This is a genomic window from Catellatospora aurea (assembly GCF_042663325.1).
Lineage (GTDB): Bacteria > Actinomycetota > Actinomycetes > Mycobacteriales > Micromonosporaceae > Catellatospora > Catellatospora aurea.
In genome coordinates this window covers 18,223-30,304 of the sequence record NZ_JBHTAC010000025.1, presented here as the reverse complement: position 1 = coordinate 30,304, position 12,082 = coordinate 18,223, and the positions used below count along the sequence as shown (strand labels likewise).

The 12,082-nt window shown below is 73.2% G+C and carries 13 protein-coding genes; 6 read left to right on the top strand and 7 right to left on the bottom strand.

Annotated features, from left to right (window positions below; genetic code table 11):
• The first annotated feature begins 193 nt into the window (after window positions 1-193).
• A complete protein-coding gene (locus ACFQO7_RS22920; protein ID WP_376808281.1) occupies window positions 194-760 on the top strand; it encodes a P-loop NTPase family protein in 567 nt (188 codons plus the stop codon).
• A 2-nt stretch (window positions 761-762) separates the two neighbouring features.
• Here the strand turns inward: ACFQO7_RS22920 and ACFQO7_RS22915 are convergent, their stop codons facing one another.
• The 3 genes from ACFQO7_RS22915 to ACFQO7_RS22905 all read right to left on the bottom strand — a co-directional run bounded on the left by ACFQO7_RS22915 (window position 763) and on the right by ACFQO7_RS22905 (window position 2,657).
• Window positions 763-1,476 carry a GNAT family N-acetyltransferase gene (locus tag ACFQO7_RS22915; protein ID WP_376808280.1) on the bottom strand — a complete coding sequence of 238 codons (714 nt, stop codon included), beginning with the start codon at window positions 1,474-1,476 and terminating at the stop codon, window positions 763-765.
• 80 nt (window positions 1,477-1,556) lie between these two features.
• Entirely contained in the window at window positions 1,557-2,039 is a 483-nt protein-coding gene (locus tag ACFQO7_RS22910; RefSeq protein ID WP_376808279.1) for a hypothetical protein, read from the bottom strand.
• 48 nt (window positions 2,040-2,087) lie between these two features.
• Window positions 2,088-2,657, bottom strand: a complete 570-nt coding sequence (locus ACFQO7_RS22905; protein ID WP_376808278.1) for a hypothetical protein — start codon at window positions 2,655-2,657, stop codon at window positions 2,088-2,090.
• A 403-nt stretch (window positions 2,658-3,060) separates the two neighbouring features.
• On the opposite strand from ACFQO7_RS22905, the gene ACFQO7_RS22900 reads away from it, so the two are divergent.
• Together ACFQO7_RS22900 and ACFQO7_RS22895 are read left to right on the top strand one after the other, a co-directional pair.
• The gene (locus ACFQO7_RS22900) at window positions 3,061-4,683 is read left to right on the top strand and encodes a TROVE domain-containing protein (RefSeq protein ID WP_376808277.1); all 1,623 of its coding nucleotides are present in this window, start codon (window positions 3,061-3,063) and stop codon (window positions 4,681-4,683) included.
• 115 nt (window positions 4,684-4,798) lie between these two features.
• Window positions 4,799-6,265, top strand: coding sequence for a hypothetical protein (locus ACFQO7_RS22895; RefSeq protein ID WP_376808276.1), 1,467 nt, complete (start codon window positions 4,799-4,801; stop codon window positions 6,263-6,265).
• Window positions 6,266-6,317: 52 nt separating this feature from the next.
• Here the strand turns inward: ACFQO7_RS22895 and ACFQO7_RS22890 are convergent, their stop codons facing one another.
• From ACFQO7_RS22890 to ACFQO7_RS22880, 3 genes are all read right to left on the bottom strand, one after another.
• Window positions 6,318-6,794 (bottom strand): SRPBCC family protein, encoded by a 477-nt coding sequence (locus ACFQO7_RS22890; RefSeq protein ID WP_376808275.1) that lies wholly within the window; start codon window positions 6,792-6,794, stop codon window positions 6,318-6,320.
• Window position 6,795: 1 nt separating this feature from the next.
• Window positions 6,796-7,137, bottom strand: coding sequence for an ArsR/SmtB family transcription factor (locus tag ACFQO7_RS22885; RefSeq protein ID WP_376808274.1), 342 nt, complete (start codon window positions 7,135-7,137; stop codon window positions 6,796-6,798).
• 146 nt (window positions 7,138-7,283) lie between these two features.
• Window positions 7,284-7,895: a hypothetical protein gene (locus ACFQO7_RS22880; protein ID WP_376808273.1), complete on the bottom strand. Its 612-nt coding sequence runs from the start codon at window positions 7,893-7,895 to the stop codon at window positions 7,284-7,286.
• A gap of 97 nt (window positions 7,896-7,992) precedes the next feature.
• Between ACFQO7_RS22880 and ACFQO7_RS22875 the strand changes: the two genes are divergently transcribed.
• From ACFQO7_RS22875 to ACFQO7_RS22865, 3 genes are read left to right on the top strand one after another with little or no spacing between them, the layout of a single operon-like run.
• Entirely contained in the window at window positions 7,993-8,328 is a 336-nt protein-coding gene (locus tag ACFQO7_RS22875; RefSeq protein WP_120319830.1) for a PadR family transcriptional regulator, read from the top strand.
• Window positions 8,325-9,275, top strand: coding sequence for a permease prefix domain 1-containing protein (locus ACFQO7_RS22870; RefSeq protein WP_376808272.1), 951 nt, complete (start codon window positions 8,325-8,327; stop codon window positions 9,273-9,275). The genes ACFQO7_RS22875 and ACFQO7_RS22870 overlap by 4 nt, the downstream gene beginning before the upstream one ends.
• 11 nt (window positions 9,276-9,286) lie before the next feature.
• A complete protein-coding gene (locus tag ACFQO7_RS22865) occupies window positions 9,287-10,258 on the top strand; it encodes an NAD(P)-dependent alcohol dehydrogenase (RefSeq protein WP_376808271.1) in 972 nt (323 codons plus the stop codon).
• Window positions 10,259-10,353: 95 nt separating this feature from the next.
• On the opposite strand, the gene abc-f is transcribed toward ACFQO7_RS22865, so the two are convergent.
• Window positions 10,354-11,988, bottom strand: a complete 1,635-nt coding sequence (abc-f, locus tag ACFQO7_RS22860; RefSeq protein ID WP_376808270.1) for a ribosomal protection-like ABC-F family protein — start codon at window positions 11,986-11,988, stop codon at window positions 10,354-10,356.
• Between the last annotated feature and the right edge of the window lie 94 nt (window positions 11,989-12,082).

Here is a 12,082-nt window from a genome sequence, read left to right as displayed (position 1 = left end):
TCCGCCGGGCCTTCGGGGTGATCGCGCAGGTAGGAGCGGATCCGCTCCAACGCGCGGGAAGCGAGCTCCACCACGTGCGCACTGGGCGGTTCCGTACTCATGGCACCGACGCTCACCGCTCCACCCCCTCACCGACAGCCACCGTGCTATCCGCAATAAACGAAACGTGGCGGGTGCCCGCTACTCTCGGCCGGTGAACGCGCGCCGCCCCTTCCCGCAGAAGATCCTGATCTACGGGGTGTACGGGGCGGGCAAGTCCACCCTCGCCCTGGAGCTCTCCCGGCGGCTGGGCCTGCCCTGGCAGCCGGTCGACGAGCTGACATGGGAGCCCGGCTGGAAAGAGGTCCCGATGCCGGTCCAGCGCGACCGGATCGCGGCGATCTGCCGCAAGAAGTCCTGGATCCTCGACGGCGCGTACAAGGACTGGCTGGACGTCCCGCTCGCCTCCGCCGACCTGGTCATCGGCCTGGACTTCTCCCGCGGCCTGACCCTGCGGCGGCTGCTGCGGCGCACCGCGCGGCTGATCTCGACCGGTGAGGTCATCTGCAACGGCAACCGGGAGACGCTCGGCAGCGCGCTGTCCTCAGAATCGATCATCCTCTGGCACTTCGCGTCGTTCGGGCGCAAGCGCCGCCGGATGCGCCGGTGGGCGGCCGACTCCCCCGGCCCGCAGGTGCTGCTGTTCCGCACCCCGGCCGAGCTGGACGACTGGCTGGCCCAGCTCAGCCCGGCCGGCGCCGAAGGAAGGGCACCTTCTTAACGCTATTGGTGCGCAGGGTGCCCTTCCTTATCGACCACCACGGTGAAGGTGAGCTGGCGGCGGACGGCGAACCCCATCGCCTCGTATAGCCGGATCGCGCCGGTGTTGTCGCTGGCCGCGTGCAGGAACGGCGTCTCGCCGCGACGCCGTACGCCCGCCGCGACCGCGCGGATCAGCCGGGTCGCCAGCCCCTGGCCACGGTACGCCGGGTCGGTGCACACGGCACTGATCTCGGTGAACCCCGGCGGGTGCATGCGCTCGCCGGCCATCGCGACGAGCCTGCCGTCATGCCTGATGCCGAGGTAGGAGCCCATCTCGACGGTGCGGGCGAGGAAGGGGCCAGGTTTGGTGCGCTCGACCAGGTCGAGCATCTCCGGCACGTCGGCCGCGCCCAGCGGCACCGCCTCGGGCTCGTCCGCGACCGCGAGGGCGTCGTCGACGAGCTGGACCACCTCGTCCTGCCAGGTGATCTCCCAGCCGGGCGGCACCGGGTAGTCGCCGATGAGCACCGCGCGACCACTGGCTCCCACCAGCGCCGCGAGGTCGCGCCAGGCCGGGGCGTCGGCACCGGCGGGCAGCGCGGCGAACGGCGTGACGGCCGGGTCGTAGCAGCGCGCCTGCCCGTGCCGTCGGGCGAACCCGCGATGCGGGCCGGCCAGCGCGGCCCCGGCCGGGTCGTCGAGCACACCGGTGTCGATCGCGTGCGCGCCGCTCATCGATAGACCACTCCCCCGCGACGATGTCCTGGTCAGCAGTGGCCATCGTAGTCGCCGCGGCGGTCCGCCGACCTGGGCGGTCAGAACAGCAGGCGCTGGCCGGCGCTCAGGGCGATGTGCGCGGCGAGCCGGTCGCCGTCGGCGATCAGGAGGTCACTGAACCGGACCCGGCCGCCGGGCAGGTGCACGGTGAAGTCGCGGCGGGTGGTGGTGAATGCGCCGTTGCTGGTGTTGATGGTGACACCTTCGACGTACGCGACCTCGTGCCAGGTCACCACGTGCCGTGCCCGGCCGAGCGCGCCGACTGTGATCATTCCTCGTTCGAACACGTGGATCGCCCGGTTGCGGTGGATGAGCAGGGCGTGGGCGAGCAGGCCGACGGTGATCGCGGTGCCGGCGAGCTGGTAGGGGACGACGTGTGCGCCGAAGCCCAGGACCAGCGTGGTCGCGGCCACGATGGGAGCGGTGAGCAGTTGGGCGACCGGCCGGGTGCCGTAGCGCCGCAGTTGGTTGCCGAGTCCGGCTTGGGCCGCCCTGTCCTGGACGCTCGAACCGCGCTTCATCGACAGCCCTCCACATAAGACATACGGAGGGTACAGCAGTAGCACACGTTAGGTTAGGGCGGGTCGGGCGGGCCATCTCCTCAGCCAGCGGTCGATGCGGCGCAGCTGCCGCGGCGTCAGCCCGGCCTCCACCGGCGGCGCCAGCACCAGCGCCCGGTTGCCCCACGGCCTGGTGTCGGCGGCGCGCAGCTGGTGGCGTACGTCGTCGTCGGTCCACAGCAGCGGGCGGCCCTCGTCGAGCACCCGCTGCGCGGCCGGCAGCTTCCACCAGGTGTGCTTCCTGGTGACCAGCGGGCTCGCCAGGACGGCGTCCATCGACACGAACTCGGGGCAGTCACGCACCGGCCAGGACGGCAGTCCCAGCGCCGTGCCGACGTTGACCGAGTTGTGCTGCCAGGTGCTGTGCCACCAGATCTCGGCGCGGCCCTGCTCGTGGACCTGGCGCAGGAAGTCCAGCACCGGCGTCGCGGCGAGGATGGGCCACTCGATGTCCTCGTTGCTGGCCGCGGCGGTGCGCACCCATTGGTGGCCGCGCCACACCCGGCGATCCGGCAGATCGGTGACCGCGTTGATGACCCCGTCGATGTCCAGCAGCCAGATCGGCACACCCTTGACCATCGGCCGATTTCGCCGTACCAGCGCGATCACTCCCTGAGCCGTCCGTCCCGTGTCGGCCCATCATTTCGCCGTCCGGCGGGCCCGGCAAGGGCTGCGATCCGCCCGGATCACGATCGGATAAATGCGTTGCGGTATCGCGCGGGCGGTCGGTAGCTTCGGCGGCACACCTCCCGGTGCGCTGGTGACGGCTACTTCATTCGACAACAAGCCTGCCGTCGCCGACCTGGTCTCGGGAGGTGCCATACACCGCGACTCCCGTCCGTGGGCGAACGCCCGCCGGGCCGCGGGCCGACCGGCGTCGGCCCGAGTTACTCAGGCGACAGCGCTGCAGCCGCGTCGCCGCCGATCCTGATCCTGGTGTGTGGCGCGCCGTGTCCTGACCGGCGCCGGACGGGGGACGTCTATGGCCCGATTCAACTTCAAGCTGCGCGCGAACCGGCACGAACTCGACGAGGTCGACGTGGTGCGCCGGCCGGCTCCGCCGGTGCACGCCGTGCGGGTGCCGCGGCAGTGGATCGTCGAGGAGCGGGTGATCTCCGAACGGCTCACCGAGGAGGGGGCACCGGCCTTCCTGCGGTCCCCTCGGCTGGAGCTGTTCCTGCTCGCCGTGTCGCACATGGTCGGCAGCGACACCTTCTACGAGTCGGCCGGCGAGCGCGACAGCCGGTTCCGCGAGCTGGTGCGCACCGTCGCGGTGACGGAGGTGGACTGGTTCGCGCGGTTCGTGCCGTGGCTGCGCACCGGGGCGATGCTGCGGTCGGCGTCGATCGTCGCCGCGCTGGAGGGCGCGGCCGCGCAGGTCGAGGCGGGCATCCCGGGTTCGCGCGCGGTGGTCGACAGCGCTCTGCAGCGTGCCGACGAGCCGGGCGAGGCAGTGGCGTATTGGCTGGGCAGGCACGGGCGACGGCTGCCCAAGCCGGTCAAGCGCGGCGTCGCCGACGCCGTGCGCCGCCTCTACACCGAGCGCAGCCTGCTCAAATACGACACGGACACGGCTGCGGTGCGGTTCGGCGACGTCGTCGAGCTGACGCATCCGGTGGCGGTCGCGCCGTGGCAGGGCGACCTGTTCCGGCACGCCGTGGACCGCCGCCACGGCCGCGACCGGGCGGTCCCGGAGTCGCTGGCCATGGTACGCGCCCGCGCGGAACTGACCGCGCTGCCCGTGGAGCGGCGTCCGGAGGTCACCGATCCGGCGCTGCTGGCGCGGGCCGGGATGACCTGGGAGGCGCTGGCGGGCTGGCGGCAGTCCACCATGGACGCCGCGGCCTGGGAGTCGATCATCCCGAGCATGGGTTACCTGGCACTGCTGCGCAACCTGCGCAACTTCGACGCGGCCGGTGTCGGTGACGACGCTGCGGCCGCGGTGGCCGCGCGCCTGTCGGACCCCGGTGAGGTGGCGCGATCGAGGGCGCTGCCGATGCGCTTCCTGTCGGCGTACCGCTCGGTACGCGATGCACGCTGGGCACACCCGCTGGAACGGGCGCTGCAGCACGCGCTCGGCAACGTGCCCGCGCTGGACGGGCGGCTGCTGATCCTCGTCGACACCTCGGGTTCGATGGGTGCGAGGTTCAGCAAGGACGGCACGCTGCGGTACTGGGACGCCGCCGCGATGTTCGGTCTGGCCCTGGCCGCGCGGGCGGTCGCGCCCACGGTGGTGTCGTTCTCCGTCGGCTCCCGCGAATTCCCGCCGGAGCCCGGCGAGTCGCTGCTGTCGGCGTTGGGCCGGTTCAGGGCCGGCTATTTCATCGGTTCCGGCACGGAGACCGAGAAGGCCGTGCGGCGCCACTACGGCGGTCACGACCGGGTGGTCATCCTGACCGACGAGCAGGCCGCCTTCCATGGTGCCCGCGACGTGGCGCGGTCGGTGCCGGCGCGGGTGCCGGTGTACACGTGGAACCTCGCCGGCTATCGCCTGGGCCACACCCCGGTCGGTGCCGGTCGGCACACCTTCGGCGGGTTGAGCGACGCGGCCTTCTCGATGATCCCGCTGGTGGAGGCGGGCGACACGGACCGCTGGCCGTTCTAGGCACGGGGCAAGGGGCGCGCTGCGCGCCCGTGCCGGTCGTTGCCGACCGGGTGGGCAGGCGATAGTGTCCGCGACGCACGGCGGCCGCCACCGCCCGGCGAAGGAGCGTTGCACGATGGGTTCATCCGGGGTCGTCTTCCCCGTCAGCACCGGCACCGAGCGCAGCACCTCCGCGCTGGGCCGGGCCGTGGTCGCCGACGCGCTGCGGCCGGTGGACCCGGTCGGGGCGCGGGCGGCCGAGCACGAGACCAACTGGCGCGCCGACTACCTGGTGCACTTCCGGCGGCTGGTGGAGGCGGGACTGCCGTCCGGCGACGCGGCACGCGGCAGCGCGGCGGCCGGCCTGGCCTCGCTGCACCAGCGCATGCGTGTGGTCACCGACGACGGCGAGACCGGGCTGCGCGAGGTGTTCGAGCGCAAGCCCGACCCGGCCGCCGAGCTGGGCACGGTGACCGTCGGCGGCGACGGCGACACCGACCGCGAGCTGTCCCTGCCGTACCGGGGCGAACGCTTGCGCGGCGACGCGCTGGTCCGGCAGCTGGACGCGTGGGTGACCGCCGGGGTCGTGGAGCCGAGCTGCGCCGAGGCGGTGCGGGCGGTGCTGGCCAATCCGGGCTGGCTCGATCTGTCCGACGTGCGGGTGGTGGCGCTGGGCGCGGGCGCGGAGATGGGCCCGACACACTCGCTGCTGCGCTGGGGCGGCGAGGTCGTCGCGGTGGACCTGCCGCGGCCGCAGCTGTGGCGGGGCCTGCTGGAGACCGCCCGGCGCTACGGCGGCCGGCTGCGCGTGCCGGTCGCCGCCGCGCGCCGCGACCACGCGGACCTGGCCGAGGTGGCCGGCGCGGATCTGCTGCACCAGCTGCCCGCGGTCGCGGACTGGCTGCTCGGCGTGGACGGCCGGCTGGTGATCGGCAACTACGTCTACGCCGACGGGGCGACCAACGTGCGGGTGTGCGCCGCGGTGGACGCGCTGTCCGAGCACCTGCGCGGGCAGCGCCCGGACACGGCGCTGGCGTTCCTGGCCACCCCGACGGACGTGTTCGCCGCGCCGGGGGAGGCGGTCGCGCAGGCCGACGAGAAGTACCGACAGCCGTCGACGCTGCGTTCGCTGCGCGGGCCGCTGCGGTTCGTGTCGGCGGGGCGGCTGCTGCGGCGCAACTACTCGCCGGCGGCCGACCCGGGCATCTGCGACAGCCTCGTGGCGCAGCAGGGCCCGAACTACGCGCTGGCCAAGCGGCTGCAGCGGTGGCGGGCGGCGGTGGCCCGGCACGAGGGGGCGACGGTCAGCTTCAAGGTCGCGCCGCCGACGCGCACCCGTTCGGTGGTGAAGAACCGGGTGCTGGCCGCGGCGTACGCGGGCGCGCCGGCGTTCGGGGTGGAGGTGTTCGAGCCGGCCACGTCGAACACGCTGATGGCCGCGCTGCTCGTGCACGACCTGCGCAATCCCCCGCCGGTACGCGAGCACGTGTGGCAGGAGGAGGCGCAGGGCGCGGCGCACGGCGGGCTGTGGCGCATGCCGTACGCCCCGCGCAGCGCCCTCGGGCTGGCGGCGCTGCTCGGCCTGGGCGGCGCGCGCAACTGAGACGGCGCGGCCCGCACCGGCGGACATCCGTCGGTGCGGGCCGCCGCGCCGGTCAGACCAGCGTCTTGAGGTACGCGTCCAGCGCCCGGTAGGACTCGTTGGCCCCGCCCTCCATGCCGGAGGCGACCATGCCGTCGCGGTCCTCCTTGTTGGCGAACGTCGAGGTTCCGGTGAGCGTGGTCTTGCCGTCCTTGTGCTCGAAGACGAGGCGCTCGACGGAGATGTGGCCGGGCAGGCCCTCCCACTCGAAGGTCTGCACGATCAGCTCCATCGGCACGATCTCGCGGACCTCGCCGCGGAAGGCCCACTCCTCGCCGTTGTCGCCGTGCTCGACGATGCGCCACTTGCCGCCGGGCCGGAAGTCGAACGCGGTCACGTCGGCCTCGTGGCCGCGGGCCCACCACTTCTTCAGGTGCTCGGCCTGGGTGTGCACCTCCCAGACCAGCGCGAGCGGCGCGTCGAAGCTGCGCGTCATCACGATCTCAAGGTCACCCTGCAGTTTGACGTCCAGGGTCTTGGTCTCGCCCATCTCACTTCTCCTCTTCCGAGGGACCCGTCTGCTGAAGGGTCCGCAGGTAGTCGTCCAGCCGGTCGTAGCGCTCGTCCCAGAAGCGGCGGTATTGGTCCGCCCAGGCGGAGATGTCGCGCAGCGGGGCGGCCTCCAGCCGGCAGGGCCGCCACTGGGCGTCCCGGCCGCGGGTGATCAGGCCCGCCTGCTCCAGCACCTTCAGGTGTTTGGAGACCGCCTGCAGGCTGATCGGGAACGGCTCGGCGAGCTGGTTCACGGTGGCCTCACCGTCGGCCAGCCGGGCGAGGATCGCCCGTCGGGTCGGGTCGGCCAGCGCCGCGAAGACCAGGCTCAGTCGGTCCATGACCGCCTCTCTATTCAACCATGGGGTTAATCAACCGACAAGTTGAGTATGCACCTCATGCCACTCCCCTGCAACCCATACCCCGGAAACACGAACGGGCGGCCGGCAGTCCGCGAGGACCGCCGGCCGCCCGTGGGCGGTGCGGGTCAGGAGACCTTGGTCAGTGGCCAGGTGACGTAGCCGTTGCTCAGCTCCGCCTTGTTTCCGGAGCAGGTGTAGGAGACGGTGTTCTTGGACAGGTCGAGGTTGCCGTCGAAGGTCCCGGCGGGCATCGGCGTCTCCACGCCGTTCATGGTCATGACCGCCTTTGTGGTGATCTTGCCGCCGGGCATCACGCCGCCGATCTTCCCGTTCTTGGTCGTGTACGAGGTGCTGGTCGCGGAGCCGCTGATGGTCATCTTGGCCACGACGTCCGACCCCGACACGGTGGACTTGATCATGATCACCGCGTGGTCGTACGCGATGGTCATCTGGTCGGCGAACTCCAGGGTGATGCTGCCGGAGCCGGTGCCCTCGCCGCCGCCGAGTCGGGCGGCCGCCTTGGCCATGGCGTCCACATCGGCCTTCCACTTGCCGGTCAGGCAGCCGTCCCGGTCGCCCGCGGCGGCGGCGACCGTGGGGGCCGCGCTGACCGCCGACGGGGCGGCGCCCGGCGCACCGCTGGAGGTGGGAGTGGTCCCAGGGGTTTCGGCGGTGCAGGCGGCGGTGGCGAGAACGGCGGCAAGGACGAGAGCGGCGAGCGGACCCGAGGTTTTCATGGCGCACATGATGCCGACGCACCGATCTCCTTTCCCTGTATTGACGGGAAGCCGTCAGCCGTTGTCATACTGTGTGGCACACACTATCGTGTGACGCATGGTGAACGACGAGCAGCTCTCGACGCATCTGCAGGAACTGCGCCGGGGCACCGTCGTGCTGGCCTGCCTGCTCGTGCTGAGGCAGGCCAACTACGGATACGCGCTGCTCGACCTGCTGGAGCAGCGCGGTTTCGCGGTCGACGCGAACACCCTCTACCCGCTGCTGCGTCGCCTGGAGAAGCAGGGGCTGCTGACCAGCGACTGGAACACCGACGAAGCCCGGCCGCGCAAGTTCTACCGCACCAGTGCCGAGGGCGAGCAGCTCGCCGAGACGCTGGGCCGCGACTGGGACGCCCTCGACGCCGCATTCCGTGCTCTGAAAGGCCGGCCATGACCACCCTCACCGACCGCTATGTGGACGCCGCGCTGCGCCGCCTGCCCGGCCGCCAGCGCGCCGACATCGAGAAGGAGCTGCGCACCGCGATCGCCGACGCCGTGGACGACCGGGTCGAAGCCGGTGAAGAACCCGCCGCGGCCGAGATCGAGGTGCTGACCGGCCTCGGCGACCCGGCCCGGCTCGCCGCCGGCTACGCGGACCGGCCGCTGCACCTGATCGGCCCCGCGCTCTACCACGACTACGCCCGCCTGCTCACGGTGCTGCTGGCCACGGTCGTGCCCGCGGCGGCCGCGGGAGTGGGCCTGGTCCGCGCGCTGCACGGCGCGGACCCCCTGGCCCTGGCCGGTGACGTGCTGTCGGCGGCGTTCACCACGGCCGTCCACATCGTCTGCTGGACCACGCTGGCCTTCGCGGCCATCGACCGGCTGCCCCGGCTGCGCCGCGGCCCCGCCCGGCCCTGGAGCGTCGAGGCGCTGCCCGTGCCGCCCAGCCGCCGGGCCCGTTACGCGGAGCTGGCGACGCTGACCGTGATCACCGTGCTGTTCTCGACGTTCGTGCTGCTGACACCCGTGGTGAGCACGCAGAGCGACCCGAACGGGGAGCCGATCGGGCTGTTCGCGCCGCGGCTGTGGGAGACGGGCCTGGTCTACGCGTTCCTGGCGGTGGTGTTGGCCGGGCTCGGCTTCGCGTTCGCGCGGCACTACGCGCGCTGGAGCGTGCCGCTGGCCGTCGCCGGCTCGCTGGTCGACGTCGCGGCCTCGCTCGCGCTGATCTGGCTGGTGACGACGGACCGGCTGCTCAACCCCGCGTTCGTCAGCGCGGCCGGATGGGGCCCCGAGGTGCCCCGGTGGATCGGCATCGGCCTGGTCGCCGTGTCCGTGGTCACCCTGCTGCACACCATCGCCGAAGCGGTGGGCCGGGCCCGCCGCGCGACCCCGAGCTGAGGAGAGCACCCGTGAAAGCCATCGTCTACGACAGGTACGGCTCCCCCGACGTGATCCGCCACGCCGACGTGCCCACCCCCGCCATCCGTCCTGATCAGGTGCTGGTGCGCGTGCGCGCCTGCTCGCTCAACTTCGGCGACCGGGCCGCGCTGCTCGGCGAGCCGCGGCTGATCCGGCTCGCGTTCGGGCTGCGCCGGCCCAAGGCCCCGATCCTGGGCCGCGACGTGGCCGGCACCGTCACCGAGGTCGGCGCGCAGGTCACCGCCTGGCAGCCGGGAGACGACGTGTTCGGCGAGGTCAACCAGCGCGGCTTCGCCGAGTACGTCGCCGTGCCCGCCGCCCACCTCGCCCGCAAGCCCGCCGAGGTGACGTTCGAGCAGGCCGCGACGCTGCCGGTGGCCGCGACCACGGCGCTGCAGGCGCTGCGGCTGGGCGGCGTCACCACGGGCACCCGGCTGCTGGTCAACGGGGCCTCCGGCGGCGTGGGCACGTTCGCCGTGCAGCTCGCCGCCGACCTGGGGGCCCGGGTCACCGGCGTGTGCAGCACACGCAACGCCGAGCTGGTGCGTTCGCTGGGCGCGGAGGTCGTCGACTACACCCGGGAGGACTTCACCGCGGCGGACCGCAGCTACGACGTGATCCTCGACCTGGCCGGCGGGCACTCGCTGGGCGCGTACCGGCGGGTGCTCGCGCCCGGCGGCGTCTACCTGTCCTCCAGCGGCGCGGGCGGCCGGACCCTGGGCCCGATCCCGCACCTGCTGAAGGTGACCGCGGCCGGTGTGGTGTCCCGCCAGCGGCTGCGCGTGGTGGCCAACCGCCGCGACACCGCCGACCTGGACCACCTCGCCGACCTGATCGCCGCGGGCCGGCTCACGCCGGTCATCGAGCACGTCCGCCCGCTGGCCGAGGCGGCCGAGGCCTTCCGCGCCCAGCTCGCCGACCACGCCCGCGGCAAGACCGTCCTCGTCGTCCCCGAAGCCTGACGCGCTTGCAGTTTCGGGGAAAGTGCACGAACTAGCGCCCTCGAAGGTGCAATTTCCCCGAAACTGCGAGGCACCCGTGATCGGGGGCGGCCACGTCAGGGCACGGTGGCGGCGCCTTGGGCGAGGCGCAGTTCGCGGCCGGTGTGGTCGGCGCGGATCCGGCGGTCGTGGGTCACCAGGACCACCGTGCCCGGGTAGTCGCGCAGCGCCGACGCCAGCTCCTCGACCAGGCCCGGCGACAGGTGGTTGGTCGGTTCGTCGAGCAGCAGCAGGTCCACCGGCTGCCGGACGATGCGGGCCAGTTCCAGCCGGCGACGCTGGCCGGCTGACAGCAGCCGCACCGGCTGCGCCAGGTCGTCGCGCCGGAACAGGCCCAGGCCGAGCAGTGCCACCGCGTAGTCGCCGGGTTCGCCGGGCAGCCCGGCCGCGTAGGCGGCGAGCAGCGTACGGCGGTCGTCGGCGGCGCCGTGCTGGCGCAGGAACCCGAGGCGCGCCGGGCGGTGGCGTACCGTGCCCCCGTGCGGGCCGGCCTCCCCCGCGATCACCTGCAGCAGCGTGCTCTTGCCCGAGCCGTTGGGTCCGGTGACGAGCAGCCGCTCCCCTGGCGCGAGCCGCAGCGCGTCCAGCCGCAGCCGCCCCGGCACCGCGACGTCCACCAGCTCCAGCGGCGGCTGTTCAGCCAGGTCACCGGCGGTGACCCGGGCGGACAGGCGCAACGGCTCCGGCGGTGGCGGCACGGGATCGTCGAGCAGCCGGGCCAGCTGCTCCCGGGACGCCCGGATGCGCCCGGCCGCACCGTGCGTACGCGAGCGGGCCCGGAACGCCCCCGCGCCGCTGAACCCGCGCGGGCCCTTGCGCGGGATGGCCGCCAGCCGGTCGGCGTTGGCTGCCAGCAGCTCGCCGTGGCGGGCGACGTCGGCCTGCCACTGCTCGTGCCGTTGCCGCTGCCGGGCCCGGTCGGCGGCCCTGGCGGCGAGGTAGCCGTCGTAGCCGTCGCCGTGGCGGCGGACCGCGCCGGCGTCGACCTCCAGCACCGTCGTGGTGACCCGGGCCAGGAACTCCCGGTCGTGGGTGACCGCGACGACGGTGCCCCGGTGGGCCAGCAGGTGCTGCTCCAGCCAGTCGAGAGCGGTGTCGTCGAGGTCGTTGGTGGGTTCGTCGAGCAGCAGCAGCCGGGGCCGTGCGGCCAGGGTCGCGGCGATCGCGAGCCGGGCCCGGTCGCCGCCGGACAGCGTGTCCAGGCGGCGGCCGCGGTCCAGCCCCGGCCGGCCGAGCGCGTGCAGAGCGATCTCGACGCGGCTGTCGGCTTCGTAGCCGCCGCGGGACTCGAACAGGTCGAGCAGGTCGGCGTACGCGGCCAGGCGGGTGCCGTCGTCGCCGTCGAGGTCGCGTTCGGCGGCGCGCAGCCTTGCCTCGATGTGCCGCAGCTCGCTCAGGGCGAGGTCGACGGCATCCTGCACGGTGGCGTGGCCGGGCAGGTCGAGGGTCTGCGGGAGGTAGCCGACCCCGCCGGGGCTGGCGACCGTGACGGTGCCGTTGCCCGGTCGCAGGCGGCCCGCGACGAGGCGGAGCAGGGTCGACTTGCCGGAGCCGTTGTCGCCGATGACGCCGACCCGTTCGCCGGGGCGGATGGTGAGGTCGATCCGGTCGAGCACGACGCGGTCGCCGTAGCGGTGGGTGACGTCGGTGAGGGTCAGCTGGGTGTCTGCGGGTGATGGCGCGGTGCGCATGGTTGTCCTGCGATTCTCGGCATGGCCGATCGGCGGGGCGATGGGCGGACCGCGCGCAGGTGTGGCTTCAGGCCGGGCAAGGATTGCCGGGGTG